The following is a 17,624-nucleotide window of genomic DNA, read 5'->3' as shown; positions in this document are numbered from 1 at the left end:
AGCTGAGGGCACTGAAAAAGTCCATTTAAGTCAGTGAAACATTTACTGTTTCACTGGCTTTTTGTTTTATAATAGAGGTATTAACTTATCGCAGGTGGTATATAAAATGATCTCCAACCAACAATCCCTTAGTTTCAGCCCCTATTTACAGATATACGATCTTGTTGTTCCACAAGATAATATGCTTCGTCAAATCAATGATCTTGTGGACTTCAGCTTTATTCTAGAAGAGTTAGAATCAAAGTACTGTCTAGATAACGGTCGTAATGCCGTTCACCCGATCCGTATGTTCAAATATCTCTTGCTTAAATCCATTTTTAATTTATCAGATGTAGATGTGGTCGAACGATCAAAGTATGATATGTCCTTTAAATACTTCCTTGAAATGGCGCCAGAAGATCCTGTTATTGACCCCAGTTCCCTAACGAAGTTTCGTAGGCTTCGTCTAAAAGATGTGGATTTATTAGATATGCTTATAAATAAAAGTGTTGAAATCGCATTAGAGAAAGACATCATTAAAAGTAAAACGATTATTGTTGACTCAACTCACACAAAATCCCGTTATAATCAAAAGTCCGTTAAAGAATTTTTACAGGAAAAATCAAAGAATGTACGTCGGTCTGTCTACCAAATCGATGAATCGATGAAAGAGAATTTACCGGCCAAAACAACAACGAATAGTGTTGAAGATGAATTACAGTACTGCGAAGATCTTATTACCGCCATCGAATCAGAGCCAAGAATTTCAGAATTACCTGCGGTGAAAGAAAAGTTAAATGTATTAAAAGAAGTCGTTGAGGATTGTACAGAACAGTTGAGTTTTTCCATGGATCCAGATGCCAAAGTAGGACATAAATCGGCAGACTCCTCTTTTTTTGGATACAAAACACATTTGGCAATGGCTAACGAACGGATTATTACGGCAGCGGTGATCACAACTGGAGAGAAAAGTGATGGAAAATATCTTCAAGAATTAGTTGAAAAAAGCATCAAAACAGGAATGGAAATTAAAACGGTTATTGGAGATACGGCCTATTCTGAGAAAGAAAATATTCGTTATATAAAAGAAGAAAATTTGGAACTTGTTTCAAAATTGCATCCACATGTAACGCATGGTACGCGAAAAAAAGAGGACGAATTCACGTTTAATAAAGATGCAGGAATATATGTGTGTAAGGCTGGCCATTTGGCGATCCAAAAGAAATTTGAAGAAAGAAAAGGTCAAGATCGAAATCCAAGAATTAAATATTTATTTGATACGAATAAATGCAACACTTGTCCCTTACAAGAGGGCTGTTATAAAAAAGGAGCGAAAACAAAATCCTATTCTGTCACAATAAAATCGACAGAGCATAAAGATCAGGAAGCATTTCAAAAGACGGTTAAATTTAAAGAGCTATCTCGAAATCGATATAAGATTGAGGCTAAGAATAGCGAATTAAAACATGCACACGAGTATGAAACAGCGAAATCCTCGGGTTTATTTGGCATGCAAATTCAAGGGGCAACCACCATATTTGCGGTAAATATAAAACGAATTCTAAAGTTAATAAAGTAAGAAAATGGACAACATAGTCCAAAATTAAGGGATTCAGACAAAAATAAAGCCAATTTCTTTCTAATAATAGACAGAAATTGGCTTTTTTATCTTTATAAGATTTTACCAGGTTAAAGAAAAACGAAAAACCTTAAGAAAATCAGTGCCCTCGCCTAAGCTCCTGTGGGGTCTCAGCTCCCCACTCGTCCCGCAGGAGTCTCGCAACCTTCCGTTTCAATCAATAGAGTTATTGGTAAAAAAACTTTTTAAAATGTGTTAGGACAGCGACCTTTCAATAATATTCAAATAAAAATTTATAATAACCATAACTTTTGAAAATCTCAGACGTCTATAGATTAACAAAAAAATAGAAAAGGGAGGGATGAGACTTGAAGGAAGGAGAATTAGAGGCCTTATACAATAGCTATCATCAGACGATTTTTAAGTTTATTTTTATGATGGTTAAAGATTATCAGCAGGCAGAGGATTTGACACATGAGGCATTTATTAGAGCGTATAAAAATCATCATAAGTTTAATAATTTATCCAGTGTTAAAACGTGGCTATTTCGGATAGCCCATAACGTGTCTATTGATTATTTAAGGAAAAAGCGGCCTATCCATTTAGTGCAAGAATTTTTTCAAAGAAAACAAGCAGCTGACTTCTCACCAGAAACTACCCTGCATTTGAAAGAAAGATCCCAAAAATTATATGAGGCAATCGTTGATTTAAAGGAGTCTCATAGAAAGGTCATCATTTTACGGAAAATAAAGGGCTTTACACTTATTGAAACGGCTGAGATTCTAAATTGGACTCCAAATAAAGTGAAGGCTGTGCAATATCGCGCTATGCAAGCTTTAGAAAGAAAACTGTCAAAGGAGGTTTATTGGCATGAAAAAATTGATTAGTGAAACCCAATTTGATAAAGAGTTTACGAGGCTCGAACAGGACATGGAGTGGGATTATGATCGGGCACAGCAGATGAAATATCAAATTCATAGCAGTGTTAAAAGGTTACAAATACGAAGGGTTATTGGAAGAGGATTTAGCGCAGCAGCTGCAGTTGTTTTTATGTTTACAGTGTATTTTTTTATACAGATGCCCTTATTAGAAGAAAAAAGTGAGGGAACTGCTGTTACTGCATACTCTTTAATGAATTTTTATGAAGGAGAAGACTATGTAAATGAATATAGCAATAACCTGAAAAGAACGGTGTTAACAGATCAGGGAATAAGCAAGACAGTATACCCCCTTGATCTGCACAAGACTTCTGGCATTATTACTGGAGAACCTTCGATTGTCTTAAATATTCTAGAAAGAGGAGATAAAAAAACGTATGAAACCCAAGCCTTTTATCCAACGGTGGATAAAGGGGAAATAAGGATCCACACTCAAAGACATGACAGAAACAAAGATAAAGTTTATGCTTCATTGCTTCCTCATGAAAAATTTCCAGCTAAGAGTTATGATCTGAAAGAGCTCTCTGTAGCAGGACATAAAGCGATCCTAAAAACACCTGCAGAAAATATGGATCATATAGCTCCTGCTTTATATGTTGTGAGTGATCATTATCTTTATTATTTCCACTGGGAAAATCAATACGGGAAAGAACACCTTCAAATTACAGCGGATGACGTTATTCAGGTTGCAGCAAGCCTCCGTTATAACAAAGAATAACCTAATACATTTACGAATGGAAATCGTCTATCGTGTGAAGGTGTTCCATTATCATTTTATTTAGCTTTTCCGCTGCCTTTGTAGGAATCTGGTGCTTTTCTTCTTGTAAAAGGATCAGATTATTATGAGGCAGCTTTTGGTGGAGTATTTGCGCATATTTATGAAATGAGCGATCTTTTTCACCATAGATGAGCAACACAGGCAAATGAATTTTATTAAGCTGATCTGTGCAGTTATAGTGCAGGCTGAAATTGTAGTATTGATGGATATTGTCTGGATCACCTTTTACTGCTTCTTTATATAACTTTTGATAAATTTCTCGTTTATTTGAGTTTCCCCAAGAAATAGCGAATGATAAAAGAGATAGTGCCTTCCAATTCGATATTCGTGCAGCTAACTTAATTTTCTGTTGTAAGTATAGATCTTTTACTTCAGACATCCCGCTAATAATAATTCCGCCCAACGCTCTGCCAGGCTGAGTCAGTAAAAACTCCAAGACTACCCCGCCACCTGTAGAATACCCACACAAATAGGCTTTATCAATCTCGAGATGATCAAGAAGACGAACAATATCGTCAGCAATTAATGGATAGGTAATATTTTGTTTGGAGGATCCGCTTTTTCCGTGTCCGCGTATATCAAAAGTTATCACTTTAAATTCTTTTGATAAATCCTCGCTTTGATAGTGAAAATTTGCACTTGTCAGCAAGGGAGGGTGTATAAAAACAATAGGAACACCATTCCCTTTCACTGAGTAATACAAAGTTGATTCACCAATGTTTAATAGTGGCATAGCGCTCCACCTCTAGTCAGTTGAGTTGTACGATTATTAGTATGATGCAATGGAGCGCCAGGAATTCTAAATATAATTTTAAAAAATCAGCTGTCAGCTAGTCAACTTTGTATTTGATATATTCGTAATGATCGGTAGGAATACTTTTAATCACCTGATTTTCCTGATCTCGATACACTTCGTAACGCTGATAGGTTTCAACCAAATAACCGTCATCCACGGTTTCGCTTTCATATCTCAGTTCAAGCTCAGGAGTTAAGCCTTCCAAGGGATCAACGTCTTCAGTAGAAGAGGCTGTGACGTCCTCATCCTCAGAACTGGCATTCACGACAGGGATCTGAGGGTAATCATATAGCTCGTTAAATGCTCCATCCTCTATGGAATAGGAAGTTTCGTAGTAAGCGATGATCATTATGATTGCGGCAACTCCAAGCAGCGGTAACAAACGTTTCAATGTACATGTCCTCCTTTTTGTCATCTACTTAAAATATATGCATGTCCGACTATGTCAGAACTACAAGAGGCAGACTGAACTTGGATAGAAACGTTTGCCGATTAGAAAATCAACTTAAGTGACTTGCACTTCCTTCATACGATATAGCTACTCTCCTAAATGAACGGCGATGCCACCCAGTTATCCTCTCTGAAAGTAAAAAAAGACACCTAAGAGGTGCCTCTTCTAAAAGATTATTGTTCATGTAAAAATTTCACACAGACAGGATCAGGTACAGCTACATCCTGTTGAAGAAGTGTGAGCTTTCCAGTTTGAGCATCTCGGCTGTATAGCGAGAGATTGCTGGAATTTTGATTGCTGGCAATGATAAATTGCTCACTTGGATCGAGAACAAAATCACGCGGCCAGTTGCCATATGTGGAAGTATGTTCAACAAAAGTTAATGTATTTGTATTTTCATCAACAGCAAAGACTGCAATTGTGTCATGTCCGCGATTCCCGGCGTATACATAGCGATTATCAGAGGATAAATGAATAGCACTTCCTTGGTTGTTCTCCGTAAAGTCATTTGGAATCGTCTTAATAGCCTGGATTTGTTCAAAGGATCCATCTTCTGGAGAGTAGGTTAGTACCACAACCTCAGAGCTGAATTCAGTCATGACATAAGCTGTTTTGCCGTTTGCATGAAAGGTAAGATGTCTTGGTCCGCTGCCTGGTGTGAATGTGAATACAGACTTCTTGGATAATTTCCCATCTTGTACTTCATACGTAATGAGTTCGTCTGTACCAAGGTCTACTGCGGCTGCATATTTACCGTCTGGTGTCATTCCTGCATAATGTGTATGTGCTTTCTCCTGTCTGCTGTCTGGACCAGAACCTTTATGCTCCATAATAGAGCTTGCAGGCTGAAGGGAGCCGTCGTCATTCGTTAAGTAAGATTCCACTGTTCCTTTATGGTAGTTTGCTGTCAGGACAAGATTCATTGCTTCATCGATGCTGACATGGCAAGGTGGCGAACCTGCAGAAGTTAGACTGTTAAGGAGTTTCAGGCTTTGATCGTTTTCATCTATTGAATAGGCAGCAACACCGCCATCTTCTCCGTTTTTGACAACAGAATATAAGTGGCGATTATCCTTTGAAATCGTTAAATAAGTTGGATTTCCTAATTCTGCTGCCACTTCAATCTCTTCTAGCTTTTTTAACTCAGTATCAAGTGCAAATGTATAGATCCCTTTGCTTTCCCCTTTGGTGTATGTACCAATATAGCCATAGTATTTTGCCATCTTTAAACCCTCCTATATAAAATATGGTTTCTTCATCCTATGTTAGCATGTTCAAATTGAATCTGAAAATAATTGCATTTTATATTATAAGAAGAGGGGTTGGGCTTATAAGCTCATGAAAGAAAAAAACAGAGGGGAAATAACGGCATAAAAAAGAACATGTCCGATCTCTAATCGAGATATCAGATATGTTCTTTTTTTAATATGTGTATAAATAGAAGCATGATAAACGACAGTCCAACCATACAGGCGACCCAAAGATAAGCCATTTGCATATTACCTGCATCTATAGCTAAATAAATGGCTGTGGATGTTGTCTGTGTTTTTCCGGGAATATTGCCTGCAAACATAAGCGTTGCCCCAAATTCCCCTAGAGCTCTGGCAAAACTTAAAATCGCTCCTGTCATAAGCGCTTTGCCTGCGAGAGGGACGGAAACATGAAAGAAAAGACGAATCTCTCCAGCTCCATCGACTCTCGCGGCTCCCTCAATATCAGAATCAATGCCTTCGAATCCAGCTTTAGCTGATTGATACATAAGAGGAAACGAAACAACGACTGCAGAAATGACAGCTGCCCACCAGGTGAAAATAAGAGGCTGATCAAACAGAAACTCAATAAATTGCCCTGCCGGACTGTTTCTTCCGAAAAATAAGATCAGCAAGAAGCCGATGACTGTCGGCGGCAAGACAAGTGGCAATAGAAAGAGCGTTTCTATGACAATCTGGCCTTTAAATTTTTTCCTGGCTAAAACCTTCGCAAATATCGTCCCTAAGATGATAACGGTCACACTGGAGACGGCCGCAATTTCAATGGATAGTCTAACTGGTGACCAAAAATCGATAGCCATATTAATTCAAACCTTTAAAGCCATATTTGTTAAAAATTTTCATCGTTTGCTCGCTTTGCAGATAGTCGTAAAATAACTTGGATTCCTCTTGATGATCTGATTCTTTTAGGATACCAACAGGGTAAATAATATCTTTGTGTGTACCTTCCGGAGCAGAAGCAACTATTTCAACCTCTTCAGAAACAGATCCGTCTGTTCTATACACAATCCCAGCATCTACATTCCCTGTTTCTACATAGGTTAAGACTTGCCGGACATCCTTCGCATAGACGATGTTTCCATTTACTTTATCCCAAAGCCCCATATTTGTTAAAGCTTCCTTCGCATACATTCCAGCGGGCACCGTTTCGGGCGTTCCAATTGATATCGTTTCTAATGTCAATAAATCCTCGAAACTGCTGACTGTGGAGGCTGTGTCTTTAGATACAATGAGTACTAAATCATTTCCGATAAGGTCTATTCCATCTTCTATTTTTCCCTCTTCCACAAGGATTTGAAACTTGTCCTCGGCGGCAGAAAAGAACATGTCTGCAGGTGCACCTTGTGAAATTTGCTGCTGTAGAGAACCGGATCCGCCAAAATTGAAGGTTAAATTAATATTTTTATGGTCATTCTCAAAGTCAGTTTTTATCTCATTTAAAACATTTTGTAAGCTTGCTGCAGCTGAAACCGTTAATTCTGTCTCTGCCTGTTCTTGGTTTTGATTACTGCCAGAACAAGCGGCGGCAAAGAAACAGCACAATAAAACAACCGCTAACAAACCGATCCTTTTTCTCATCGCTGTCTTCTCCTTCACGAACATGAACTACCATCCATTATAACGTATTTACCTAAAAGGGGGGACAGTTCTCTGGGTCTTCTGTAAACATTGAGCTCCTTTTGTGACAATTTAAAGAGAGAGATTTGTTGCTGGCCCTTTTAAATGAATAGCAACTCCGTTCTACTTGACTTTTATGAATAAAATTGGAAAGTTCTAGAACATTTATGTATATTATGTTATAGTACATTACAACAGTAATGTACTATGTTAGGGGAAGGGGGCAGCCGGTATGTTAAATATGAAAAGCAATAAGCCCATTTATGTACAAATTGCTGAATGGATTGAGTCAGAAATATTAAGCGATGCCCTCAAGAAAGAAGATAAGGTCTACTCGCAATATCAGCTGGCAGAATTATATACGATTAATCCTGCTACCGCAGCCAAAGGGCTGAGTCTTTTGGCTGATGAAGGAATATTATTTAAAAAGCGCGGACTAGGCATGTTTGTCACTGCAGAAGCAAAAGACATTATTTCTAAGAAGCGGAGGAATGAAACCGTGAAAAGGCTTATTCAAGAACTTGTTACAGAAGCAAAGCGCCTGCAAATTAGTGAAGATGAATTAATACAGATGATTAAGGAGGAGGGGTTCAAGCCATGAATGTGATTGAAGCAAAAAATGTAACCAAAAAGTATCTTCGAAAAGAAGTATTATCAGATGTTTCTTTTTCAATTAAGGAAAATACTATTACGGGATTGATTGGCCGAAATGGCGCTGGAAAAACGACATTGCTAAAATTAATCACTGGTTTTTTAAAGAAAACATCTGGAAATTTAAATGTTTTTGAACAAGAACCATTTGAAAGCTTATATGTATCCGAAAATTGTATATTCATAGATGATTCAATGGGGTTTTCCTCTGCTTTGAATCTCGGTGATATTTTAGAAGCAGGAGCAGTATTTTATCCAAATTGGGATCAGGGTTTAGCACAGCGATTATTTGAGTACTTTCAATTTGATTATGATGGCTATCATAACAGGCTTTCTAAAGGAAGAAGGAGTACGTTTAATATGATTGTGGGCATTGCTTCAAGATGCTCCTTAACCATATTTGATGAGCCAACAACAGGCATGGACGCATCGACCAGGAAAGATTTCTACCGGGCAGTCTTAAGAGATTATCTTAATTTCCCTCGAACCATCTTTATTTCGAGTCATCATTTAGAAGAACTGGAGGATATTTTAGAAGATGTCCTTATTTTAAATAATGGAAGAGTTCACTCTCATATTCCTATTTCTGATTTAAAGGAATGGGGTCTTGCGGTGAAAGGTAAACGTGAAGATGTTTCGCACTGGCTGCAGGATCAGGAAGTTATCTATCAAAAGTCTGCAGGAAATGACCTGGAATATGCCATCGTTAAAAATAAAGGGCAGTCTCAAAACGTTACAGGTCTTGTTTTTTCATCCGTATCTGCAGCTGAAATGAGCATTCACTTGACGGGGATGTCAAAAGGGGGAATTGATCATGTCTTCGCAAGCCGTGAAATTAAGTAATATCGTAAAGAAGCAATACTTCATTAAGTTTAAATCTAATTTAGATGTGTTCAGTTCACTCATATTCATACAGCTGCTTGCTGTTGTGTTTTCTTTTAATGCTACCAGCAGTATGGGTGGGTCAGATGGTTTTTTCTCTTACAATATTCGCTATTATTCCGCTGATGTGATCATTGCCTTTACATTTTTATGGATTTTTATTGCTGCCATCACAATGACAACTAAACAAAATCGGTATGATGACTTCTCATTCGTGGCAAGCCGGCTTTCGGCCAGTTTATCGAACATTCTTTTTTTGGTGACGCTTAGTGGAATCGGCAGCATATTTGCTGGGGTAGCTGGATTTTTACCAAGAGCAATTTCCATACTCTTCTTTGAAAAAATTTACTATGACACTTCACTGTCTCTGAATGCTTTCTTAATCAGTCTGGCAGGTTCATTCCTTTATATGATGTTAATTGGTGCAGTAGGATATTTTATCGGTGCATGTGTGCAAATTAATAAATTATTTATCCTTTTATTTGTGGGACTGCTGATCAGTTCCAGCAGTAATTCTTTTTCCATTAGTATTCCACAAGGTTTCCTTGAATTCTTTGCGTTTGAACCGCAATTCGGGTTATTCGCCGCTAAGGTGCTGTGTGCCAGCGCGTTGTTTTACACAGCAGCATCGATGATTTTTACGAATTTGGAGGTGAGAAAATGAGTTCGGGAAGAAAAAAGAAAAAACTCACTCATTGGCTTCTCATTGTTTATTCCATCGTACTGATTGTCAGTATGCTAGTGGTTCTCTTCATGAATGATTACCTGGAATTATCAAAAGCTGAAACGAGTTTATTTGGTGTAGAAGATGATTTATTGTCAGGTAACTATCAGGATATAGCTGAGCAATATAAAACAGGGGAATATCATTTTGATTACGAAGGAGACACACTGGAGATCACCACACAATATCCGGAAAGTTCACTATTTATTCTTGAAGAAAAACAGGAGCAGGATCAAAAAGTAGATGTTACGATATTTGGTCCTTACGCTCAAATCAGTCAATATGATGTAAGTGCACAGATGAAAACTTTTCAAGCTGATATTCAAGAAGGGGAACTAGCCTTTTCCATTGATGGCGGAGACTATCTGGATATGAATATTGTCACTACAAACTTTACTAGTGATCAATTTCTAAATAAGAAACGTTTAGGCAGGGACTTTGCTTACAACGTTCCGATCATCTACATTCAGCTGCCATCAAACATAAAAATTAACCATGGCCCAGAAATCCATACAAGAACAGTTGTAAAATAGGTCAATAGGGGGACGGTTCTGCTGGAAGACAGCAAAACGGTCCCTTGTTACATGAGCAGCAGAGTCTAAGCTGAAGGTATCTTAAGAGGCATCAGTATGTTTGATTCGATCTGTTTGACCAATTCGCAAAGGCTCTCTTTTTGTTTTATAGGCCATCCAATACGCAAATCCAATAAAGATGGAGCCGCCAACGGCATTGCCTAAATAGACAGGAATGAAGTTTTCAATATAACTTACCCATGAGAGGTGACCAGCAAAAATGGCCGCCGGGATAACGAACATATTGGCAACCACGTGCTGGAATCCAATGGCTACGAAGGCCATGGTAGGAAACCAGATTCCAAGAATTTTACCTGCTGTGTCTTTGGCGCCATATGACAGCCAAACGGCAGCGGCCACTAACCAGTTGCAGCCAATTCCGGAAATAAAAGCAGGCAGAAAAGCGGCTTCTACTTTGTGTTCCGCAATACTAATGGTTTTTTCAAGGAATACGCCACTTTCTGTCAGACCGGCAACATGGCCGAAAAAGTAAGCCACGAATAGAGCACCAGCGAAATTACTGATCGTCACCAGTCCCCAATTCTTTACAACGGAAAGAAGCGTTACTTTCCTCGCCATATTTGCCAGCGGAAGAACCATCATATTACCTGTCAAAAGCTCGCCTCCAGCAATTAATGTGAGGATTAGACCAATTGGAAAGAGGGCAGCACCTAAAAAGGAGCTTATTCCAGCTAATTCGCCTGCCAGTGGAGCTGTCACACGAATATAGAGCAGATAGCCTAAAGCAATAAATGCACCAGCCTGAAATCCCAAAATAAGTGTTCTTATAAGAGGATAATCTGCTTTTTTAACACCCATATCAACTGAATACCTTGCAATTTCATCTGGTTTATAAAAGGACATATCGGAAAACCTCCGGCAATAAGTAAAGTGTTGTGAAGTACATCACATATAACTCTATTTTAATACAAAGATTTCCAAAATGGTGTGAACGTTTTAGCACTGTTTGTAAAGCGTTTACATTAAAAAGCTATAGGCAGAATAAACTAAAAACACCAGTTAGAGTCTAGTATGTGTCAGTGACCATTTAATAAACAACGTGCTGCCAGAGTAATATTTATCACAGGAAAAACCGAAGATTCAGAGAATGAATATTGACAATAGTTTATTTCAAAAATATAATTACTTACATAAAGTAAGTGAAAGAGAAGGAGAAATTAATATGGTATTTCATGAATCTCCACATGTTTATGTGGGGCATGTGCATTTAAAGGTTCAGGATTTGCAAAGATCACTAGCGTTTTATCAGGATATACTTGGGTTAACGGTATTAGAGCAATCAGACCATACTGCGCTTTTATCTGCTGATGGAAAAACAGAGCTTATTTCATTAACTCAGCCATCTCCTATCTTTCCAAAGCAAAATCGAACATCAGGCTTGTACCATTTTGCACTGCTTCTGCCAGAGCGTAAAGACCTTGCAGCGGTGATTCGACATTTAATCAGCACAGGTTATCCTCTGCAAGGCGCATCCGACCATTTAGTAAGTGAAGCCCTTTACTTAGCTGATCCAGATGGGAATGGGATTGAAATTTACCGAGATCGTACTTCTGAAGGCTGGGAATGGGAAAACGGCGAGGTTGTCATGGCAACAAATGCAATGGATGTTGAAGGTGTATTATCTGAATGGGATGGAAGTCATTGGGAGGGTCTTCCTGCTGGAACCATCATGGGGCATATTCATCTGCATGTTTCAGAGTTTGCGAAAACAAAAGAATTCTATATAAAGGGATTAGGATTTCAAACTGTCTGCACATATGGAGGGCAGGCTCTCTTCATTTCAACAGGAGGATATCACCACCATATTGGATTAAATACATGGAATGGGATTGGAGCTCCTGCGCCAAGTGAGGCTCATGCGGGAATGGAATCTTTTACACTCGTTTATCCGAATGAAGAGGAACGCCAAGCCGCCGTTAATAGACTGAAGACACTTGGAATAGATATAGCCAAAGCGAATGGGCAATATATTGTAAAGGATCCTTCTGGTACAAAAATGATTTTCTAACCCTTGCCTGGAAAGGCTGCGTCATTGTATGGTAGTAGCAAAATGAGCGGGGCGGGGGGAAAACATGAACGAAATCGATATTGCTGAATTAGAAGTAAGGTTTCCGTTAATAAAAGATTTACGGACATATAAAGAAGTAACTTGGGAGAATCCGAATTATCGGAATGAAGTGACAGCAGATCTTGGTATGGCAGATATAGAAGACGCCGAAAAAAGATTACAGAGGTTTGCTCCGTTTATTGAAAAGGTTTTTCCTGACAGCAGAGAGAGCGGAGGCATCATCGAATCTCCACTCCTTTCCGTAGAAAAAATGAAGCAGAACCTTAGTGATACTTTAGGAATAAAGATGACAGGTGAGCTTTTATTAAAATGTGACAGCCATCTTCCTATATCCGGGAGTATAAAGGCCCGAGGAGGAATATATGAGGTCTTAAAGCATGCGGAAGATCTTGCGCTTCAGCATGGATTGATAACTGAGCATGATCATTATGAAGCATTTGCAAGTGAGCCCTTTAGGCACTTCTTTTCTCAATACAGTATTGCAGTTGGATCTACCGGAAACTTAGGGCTAAGTATTGGAATTATGGCGGCAGTGTTAGGTTTCGAAGTATATGTTCATATGTCTGCAGATGCAAAACAATGGAAAAAGGACTTGCTGCGGTATAAAGGTGCGAACGTTATTGAGCACGTTGGTGATTTCAGCGAAGCGGTCGCTCAAGGACGGGCACAGGCAGAGCGAAACGATACGATGTATTTTGTTGATGATGAGGATTCCAAGCATCTTTTCTTAGGGTACGCTGTCGCTGCATTACGGCTTAAAAAGCAGCTGGATCTTAAGGGAATGACAATAGATCGTGAGCATCCTCTTTTTGTTTATCTTCCATGTGGAGTAGGCGGTGGACCCGGTGGCGTAACGTTTGGATTAAAGAAAGTATTTGGAGAGCATGTACATTGCTTTTTTGCAGAATCTGTCCATTCTCCATGTATGCTGCTTGGCTTAATGACAGGACTTGACGATAATATTTCTGTTCAGGATATTGGGCTTGATAATGACACAGCAGCAGACGGACTCGCTGTCGGCCGGCCATCTGGCTTAGTGGCACGAGCAATTAAATATGCTGTCAGCGGTATTCACACGGTCTCAGATGATAGGCTGTTTGCATTATTATACCAGCTGGCGGAGCATGAGAATCTGTACCTTGAACCATCCGCCCTTGCAGGGTTTAGCGGATATATTCATCTTCAGGAAAACCACTCTTACATCAGAAAACAAGAGCTCAAGCACGATCAGCATAACGCCACACATATCGTCTGGGCAACAGGCGGGTCAATGGTGCCTGAGAGTGAGATGAAGGAATATTATTTAAAAGGCAAGCAGATTTATGAAGATGTTCTTAAAAAATAGGACACATAAAAAAGGTTTGGAATGAATTCATCATCATCCCAAACCTTTTCATTTATCTTAATCTTTAAAAGGATTATCCTCTCGTGCATTAAACTTTCTGAGTCTTCCGTCCCTAGTTCCGATTTCATCGGCATATCCGCTAGGGTAGTTTTCAGGATCCGCCTCCATTCTTTCATTTAACGGACGGTTTGGATCTATATTTACATCAGGTATTGGCGCAGTTTGATCATCAGGTGCATAGCTTCTGTTATCCATTTCACCGGGATTTAAAGGATCCTCTTCTTCGCCTTTTCTAGATAGATTCGAGTTTGGATCATTGCGCAAATCATTGCTGGATGCCAACTCATCTGCTGCTGAATGTGAATCTACAATCACAAGAATATTGCCCTCTTTCACATCAGCTTCGTAACGATTTGCCTCATCTTCTGGAATACCCATTCCAATTAATGCCCCCGCTATAGAGCCAGCTCCTGCACCAACTGCAGCTCCAGCTAATGCGGTAGCAATTGGTCCAGCTGCAACAATCGGACCAATACCCGGAATCGCCAAGGCGCCGACTCCAGCAAGAATGCCGGTTAATCCGCCTAATATGCCTCCTGTAGCTGCACCAGTTGCTAACCCTTGTTCCGCTTTCGTTCCAGTTTCTTCTGTCACTTCTTCCAAGTTTGCTCTGTTGCGGCTAATCACGGAGATATCCTCTGATCGATAGCCATCTGCTCTTAATCGTTCTACTGCGTCAATAGCCTCACGCTCATTTGTATAGGAACCAACTACTTGTTTATTCGTTGCCATATTTTATAACCTCCTTGGGCTTGTATATAATGTACATACCCCCTGCACATAAAAAATAAGGCAGGTAAAATTTACCGAAATTAATTAGGAAGGAAGAAAATTTATGAAAAAGCTTTATTATCAGGATTCTTATAAGAAAAAGTTCACTGCAAATGTACTGCAGCAAGCTAAAGATGAACAAGGGAATCTCTATGCTATTCTTGATCAAACCGCATTTTATCCCACTGGAGGCGGCCAGCCGCACGACATTGGAAGATTGAATGAAGTAGAGGTTGTGGCTGTTGAAGAAATAGAAGGTGAAATTCGTCATTATATAAACGCACCATTAACACAAGGTGAGATCACAGGAGAGGTTGATTGGTCCCGCCGCCTTGATCATATGCAGCAGCATGCTGGACAGCATATTTTATCAGCGGCGTTTGCAGAGCTTTTTGAATTCCAGACAGTAAGTTTTCATCTGGGGAAGGAGACTTGTACCATTGATATTCATACAAATACTTTGAGGGAGGAGGAAGCGTTAGCCGCAGAGACACTTGCGAATGAAATCATTTTCGAAAATAGACCAATAGAGACGAAGTGGGTCAGCGCTGCGGAGGCTATTCAATATCCGCTTCGCAAGCAGCCGTCTGTCTCGGAAAATATTCGCCTTGTTATTATCCCGGATTTTGATTATAACGGCTGTGGAGGCACTCATCCTTCATCAACTGGACAGGTCTCCACTATTAAAATACTGGATTGGGAAAAGCAAAAGCAAAATATCCGAGTTCAATTTGTATGCGGCAATCGTGTACTAAAACAGCTTCATGAAAAACATAGCGTAATGAAGCAGCTGACAGCCGCATTAAATGCGCCGCAGGAAGATGTTGCAGATGCTGCTATGCGACTAATAAAAGATTCTAAAACACTGGAGAAGGATGTGGAGAATAAAAACGAGCAATTATTATCCTATGAAGCGAAGGAATTGCTGATTCAGCATAAAACCGAGGATAACGTACAAGCTGTTTTTAACGGTCGCTCCATTAAAGAATTACAAACATTAGCACGTAAAATAACAGAGTTAGCAGAAGACTCTGTGGTTATTTTGATTAATGAGCTAGAGGATAAGCTTCAGTTTGTTTGTGCATGCGGAAACGGCTCCGCTGCTAATATGAAACAGCTAGCGAATGAACTGCTGAGCAGGATCAATGGCAAAGGAGGCGGAAATAAATCGTTAGCTCAAGGCGGTGGTCCAAAGAGCATGTCTGGAGAGGATTTACTTCGGGCAGCAAAGGAAATATTAATGGTTAATTGATAAAATATTTAGAAAAATCTATCAAAAGGATTGTCAAAGCGAAACATGTGTATTACAATTCTGTTATAGGTCATGCATTATAATGAATGTTTATGCTAACGCATAAATACCTCATATAATATCCGTGATCAGGGGGCGTAAAGATGTTTGCAGATAATACCATTTACATAGTCGGAGAAAGTAAGACAACCACGAATAATGCAATTACACAGCAATATAATGGTTTTTTTATTGCGCTTGTTGTTAATCGGGATACCGGTGAAATTCTGGATGCTGAATGTACATCAACAATCGACATCACTTCTAATTTCGTGAAGGCAATGTTGACATCCAAAAATATGAAAGATCTCGATCTTGTTTTAGAGCAAATAGAATCTAGGTATTTTGGCTCGTCCCAAAAAGCTCTTATGGTTGCATTTAAAAATGCGAATATTAAATACATGCAAATAACGAATGTATAGCTGCTTCTTCTGCTTTCACAGATGAAATCCAGCTGTCAGAGTAAATAGACATCTACTCTGGCAGCTGGATTTTTTCATAGAGTTTGATTTTAAGATTTCATTTGAGAGATGGAAGTGGAGGGTAATTCCCGAAAACTTACAGTGAAAGGCGTTTGGGAATTTGAAATCGTTGAGTGATTTCCGAAAGAATAAGAGCAACTAGGCCTCTGTCTGCGCCTAACGGCTTGCCACTCGGCAAGTTTTCTTTACACTTCCTTTGGGGATCACCGAGGTCAAAGGAGCTGATTCGACGTAGCCCCTCGTTGAGAAGGAAGTATAAGTGCAACTACGCCTCTGTCTGCGTCTACTACTTGCCAATCGGCGAGTTTTCTTTACACTTCCTGGTGAGATCACTGGGGACGAAGAAGAAAATTCGAGGCAGTGCCCCAGTGAGAAGGAAGTATAAGTACAACTAGGCCTCTGTCTGCGCCTAACGGCTTGCCACTCGGCAAGTTTTCTTTATATTCATTGGGTTTTTGTCATATAATCTAACAATTTATGAAAATGGTTTGGAAGAGTGAGAAGGGGGTTTCGGGGTTGAAGTTTTATATTTCAGTAGATATGGAAGGCGTTACGGGTTTGGCGGATTATACGCATGTGGATTCATCCCGGCATAATTACGAGCGTGGCCGGATTTTAATGACAGATGAGGCGAATTATGTGGTAACCGAGGCGTTTCAGCAAGGCTGTACAGAGGTGCTGGTGAATGACAGCCATTCAAAAATGAATAACCTGCTGATTGAAAGGCTTCATCCGGAAGCAACTGTGAATGTAGGAGATGTTAAACCATTTTCAATGGTACAAGGTTTAGACTCTTCATTTAGCGGAGCTGCGTTTGTGGGTTATCATGCCCGGGCTTCGATGAGAGGAGCGATGTCTCATTCAATGATTTTTGGCGTGAGGCATATGTACATAAACGATATGGCAATTGGAGAAATGGGCTTTAATGCACTGGTGGCAGGGTATCATGGGGTTCCGATCCTCTTGGTTGCAGGAGATGACCAGGCGGCATTAGAAGCAGAAGAACTCATCCCCAATGTCACAACCGCCATTGTCAAAAAAACAATCTCCAGGTCAGCGGTTCAGTCGCTCACACCGGCAAAAGCAGGTGAATTGTTACGGGAAAAAACAAAAGAAGCATTAGCAAATAGAGACAACGTAAAACCGCTTGTGCCTCCTTCCAATCCAGTTCTTCGCATTGAATTTGCCAACTACGGGCAAGCCGAGTGGGCAGCATTAATGCCTGGTGCGGAAATTGAAGAAGGAACGACCATTGTCAAATTTCAAGCAAAGGATATTCTTGAAGCCTATCGTGCCATGCTTGTTATGACAGAGCTGGCGATGCATACATCATTCTGTTAGGGGGGGC

19 protein-coding genes are annotated in these 17,624 nt (G+C 39.7%); 12 read left to right on the top strand and 7 right to left on the bottom strand.

Features of this window, described 5'->3' with window-relative positions; genetic code table 11:
• The first annotated feature begins 106 nt into the window (after positions 1-106).
• The 3 genes from B7E07_RS21605 (at position 107) to B7E07_RS21595 (ending at position 3,214) form a co-directional block, all read left to right on the top strand.
• Positions 107-1,558, top strand: a complete 1,452-nt coding sequence (locus B7E07_RS21605) for an IS1182 family transposase (protein WP_080843532.1) — start codon at positions 107-109, stop codon at positions 1,556-1,558.
• 368 nt (positions 1,559-1,926) lie between these two features.
• Positions 1,927-2,445 (top strand): RNA polymerase sigma factor, encoded by a 519-nt coding sequence (locus B7E07_RS21600; RefSeq protein WP_080848842.1) that lies wholly within the window; start codon positions 1,927-1,929, stop codon positions 2,443-2,445.
• Entirely contained in the window at positions 2,429-3,214 is a 786-nt protein-coding gene (locus tag B7E07_RS21595; protein WP_080848841.1) for a hypothetical protein, read from the top strand. The genes B7E07_RS21600 and B7E07_RS21595 overlap by 17 nt, the downstream gene beginning before the upstream one ends.
• A 10-nt stretch (positions 3,215-3,224) precedes the next feature.
• Here the strand turns inward: B7E07_RS21595 and B7E07_RS21590 are convergent, their stop codons facing one another.
• From B7E07_RS21590 to modA, 5 genes are all read right to left on the bottom strand, one after another.
• Positions 3,225-4,007, bottom strand: coding sequence for an alpha/beta fold hydrolase (locus B7E07_RS21590; RefSeq protein WP_080848840.1), 783 nt, complete (start codon positions 4,005-4,007; stop codon positions 3,225-3,227).
• A 97-nt stretch (positions 4,008-4,104) separates the two neighbouring features.
• Complete coding sequence (locus B7E07_RS21585) at positions 4,105-4,461, bottom strand: hypothetical protein (protein WP_080848839.1); 357 nt, start codon at positions 4,459-4,461, stop codon at positions 4,105-4,107.
• 233 nt (positions 4,462-4,694) lie between these two features.
• On the bottom strand, positions 4,695-5,744 hold the full coding sequence (locus B7E07_RS21580) for a lactonase family protein (RefSeq protein WP_080848838.1): 1,050 nt from the start codon (positions 5,742-5,744) through the stop codon (positions 4,695-4,697).
• Positions 5,745-5,926: 182 nt separating this feature from the next.
• Entirely contained in the window at positions 5,927-6,592 is a 666-nt protein-coding gene (gene modB, locus B7E07_RS21575; protein WP_080848837.1) for a molybdate ABC transporter permease subunit, read from the bottom strand.
• Position 6,593: 1 nt separating this feature from the next.
• A complete protein-coding gene (gene modA / locus B7E07_RS21570; RefSeq protein WP_080848836.1) occupies positions 6,594-7,370 on the bottom strand; it encodes a molybdate ABC transporter substrate-binding protein in 777 nt (258 codons plus the stop codon).
• A 271-nt stretch (positions 7,371-7,641) separates the two neighbouring features.
• On the opposite strand from modA, the gene B7E07_RS21565 reads away from it, so the two are divergent.
• Genes B7E07_RS21565 through B7E07_RS21550 form a run of 4 tightly spaced genes read left to right on the top strand, consistent with a single transcriptional unit; the run spans position 7,642 to position 10,199 of the window.
• Positions 7,642-8,010 carry a GntR family transcriptional regulator gene (locus tag B7E07_RS21565; protein ID WP_257391514.1) on the top strand — a complete coding sequence of 123 codons (369 nt, stop codon included), beginning with the start codon at positions 7,642-7,644 and terminating at the stop codon, positions 8,008-8,010.
• Positions 8,007-8,903: an ATP-binding cassette domain-containing protein gene (locus tag B7E07_RS21560; protein WP_080848835.1), complete on the top strand. Its 897-nt coding sequence runs from the start codon at positions 8,007-8,009 to the stop codon at positions 8,901-8,903. Before B7E07_RS21565 ends, B7E07_RS21560 begins: the two co-directional genes overlap by 4 nt.
• Complete coding sequence (locus B7E07_RS21555) at positions 8,875-9,606, top strand: hypothetical protein (protein WP_080848834.1); 732 nt, start codon at positions 8,875-8,877, stop codon at positions 9,604-9,606. The genes B7E07_RS21560 and B7E07_RS21555 overlap by 29 nt, the downstream gene beginning before the upstream one ends.
• Positions 9,603-10,199 carry a hypothetical protein gene (locus tag B7E07_RS21550; RefSeq protein ID WP_080848833.1) on the top strand — a complete coding sequence of 199 codons (597 nt, stop codon included), beginning with the start codon at positions 9,603-9,605 and terminating at the stop codon, positions 10,197-10,199. The genes B7E07_RS21555 and B7E07_RS21550 overlap by 4 nt, the downstream gene beginning before the upstream one ends.
• An 81-nt stretch (positions 10,200-10,280) precedes the next feature.
• Here B7E07_RS21550 and B7E07_RS21545 read toward each other — a convergent pair whose 3' ends face one another.
• Entirely contained in the window at positions 10,281-11,102 is an 822-nt protein-coding gene (locus B7E07_RS21545; protein ID WP_080848832.1) for a formate/nitrite transporter family protein, read from the bottom strand.
• A gap of 319 nt (positions 11,103-11,421) precedes the next feature.
• On the opposite strand from B7E07_RS21545, the gene B7E07_RS21540 reads away from it, so the two are divergent.
• Together B7E07_RS21540 and B7E07_RS21535 are read left to right on the top strand one after the other, a co-directional pair.
• Positions 11,422-12,267, top strand: coding sequence for a VOC family protein (locus B7E07_RS21540; protein WP_080848831.1), 846 nt, complete (start codon positions 11,422-11,424; stop codon positions 12,265-12,267).
• A 64-nt stretch (positions 12,268-12,331) separates the two neighbouring features.
• Positions 12,332-13,672, top strand: coding sequence for a D-serine ammonia-lyase (locus B7E07_RS21535; protein ID WP_080848830.1), 1,341 nt, complete (start codon positions 12,332-12,334; stop codon positions 13,670-13,672).
• A 57-nt stretch (positions 13,673-13,729) separates the two neighbouring features.
• Here the strand turns inward: B7E07_RS21535 and B7E07_RS21530 are convergent, their stop codons facing one another.
• Entirely contained in the window at positions 13,730-14,464 is a 735-nt protein-coding gene (locus B7E07_RS21530) for a YflT domain-containing protein (RefSeq protein ID WP_080848829.1), read from the bottom strand.
• 103 nt (positions 14,465-14,567) lie between these two features.
• Between B7E07_RS21530 and B7E07_RS21525 the strand changes: the two genes are divergently transcribed.
• The 3 genes from B7E07_RS21525 to B7E07_RS21515 all read left to right on the top strand — a co-directional run bounded on the left by B7E07_RS21525 (position 14,568) and on the right by B7E07_RS21515 (position 17,617).
• The gene (locus B7E07_RS21525) at positions 14,568-15,755 is read left to right on the top strand and encodes an alanyl-tRNA editing protein (protein WP_080848828.1); all 1,188 of its coding nucleotides are present in this window, start codon (positions 14,568-14,570) and stop codon (positions 15,753-15,755) included.
• Between the two features lie 143 nt (positions 15,756-15,898).
• On the top strand, positions 15,899-16,216 hold the full coding sequence (locus B7E07_RS21520; protein WP_080848827.1) for a DUF3870 domain-containing protein: 318 nt from the start codon (positions 15,899-15,901) through the stop codon (positions 16,214-16,216).
• A gap of 576 nt (positions 16,217-16,792) precedes the next feature.
• Positions 16,793-17,617, top strand: a complete 825-nt coding sequence (locus B7E07_RS21515; protein WP_080848826.1) for a M55 family metallopeptidase — start codon at positions 16,793-16,795, stop codon at positions 17,615-17,617.
• Positions 17,618-17,624 lie beyond the last annotated feature (7 nt).

The organism is Cytobacillus gottheilii (genome assembly GCF_900166665.1).
GTDB lineage: Bacteria > Bacillota > Bacilli > Bacillales > Cytobacillaceae > Cytobacillus > Cytobacillus gottheilii_A.
The sequence above is the reverse complement of the archived record's forward strand: the minus strand, read 5'-3'. Positions and strand labels throughout refer to the sequence as shown.

Coding starts and splice junctions, on each gene's coding strand:
- B7E07_RS21540 (WP_080848831.1), top strand. CDS start 11,422: ATGGTATTTCATGAATCTCCACATGTTTATGTGGGGCATGTGCATTTA.
- B7E07_RS21545 (WP_080848832.1), bottom strand. CDS start 11,102: ATGTCCTTTTATAAACCAGATGAAATTGCAAGGTATTCAGTTGATATG.
- B7E07_RS21555 (WP_080848834.1), top strand. CDS start 8,875: ATGTCTTCGCAAGCCGTGAAATTAAGTAATATCGTAAAGAAGCAATAC.
- B7E07_RS21525 (WP_080848828.1), top strand. CDS start 14,568: ATGAAAAAGCTTTATTATCAGGATTCTTATAAGAAAAAGTTCACTGCA.
- modA (WP_080848836.1), bottom strand. CDS start 7,370: ATGAGAAAAAGGATCGGTTTGTTAGCGGTTGTTTTATTGTGCTGTTTC.
- B7E07_RS21530 (WP_080848829.1), bottom strand. CDS start 14,464: ATGGCAACGAATAAACAAGTAGTTGGTTCCTATACAAATGAGCGTGAG.
- B7E07_RS21590 (WP_080848840.1), bottom strand. CDS start 4,007: ATGCCACTATTAAACATTGGTGAATCAACTTTGTATTACTCAGTGAAA.
- B7E07_RS21565 (WP_257391514.1), top strand. CDS start 7,642: ATGTTAAATATGAAAAGCAATAAGCCCATTTATGTACAAATTGCTGAA.
- B7E07_RS21560 (WP_080848835.1), top strand. CDS start 8,007: ATGAATGTGATTGAAGCAAAAAATGTAACCAAAAAGTATCTTCGAAAA.
- modB (WP_080848837.1), bottom strand. CDS start 6,592: ATGGCTATCGATTTTTGGTCACCAGTTAGACTATCCATTGAAATTGCG.
- B7E07_RS21595 (WP_080848841.1), top strand. CDS start 2,429: ATGAAAAAATTGATTAGTGAAACCCAATTTGATAAAGAGTTTACGAGG.
- B7E07_RS21550 (WP_080848833.1), top strand. CDS start 9,603: ATGAGTTCGGGAAGAAAAAAGAAAAAACTCACTCATTGGCTTCTCATT.
- B7E07_RS21580 (WP_080848838.1), bottom strand. CDS start 5,744: ATGGCAAAATACTATGGCTATATTGGTACATACACCAAAGGGGAAAGC.
- B7E07_RS21605 (WP_080843532.1), top strand. CDS start 107: ATGATCTCCAACCAACAATCCCTTAGTTTCAGCCCCTATTTACAGATA.
- B7E07_RS21535 (WP_080848830.1), top strand. CDS start 12,332: ATGAACGAAATCGATATTGCTGAATTAGAAGTAAGGTTTCCGTTAATA.
- B7E07_RS21520 (WP_080848827.1), top strand. CDS start 15,899: ATGTTTGCAGATAATACCATTTACATAGTCGGAGAAAGTAAGACAACC.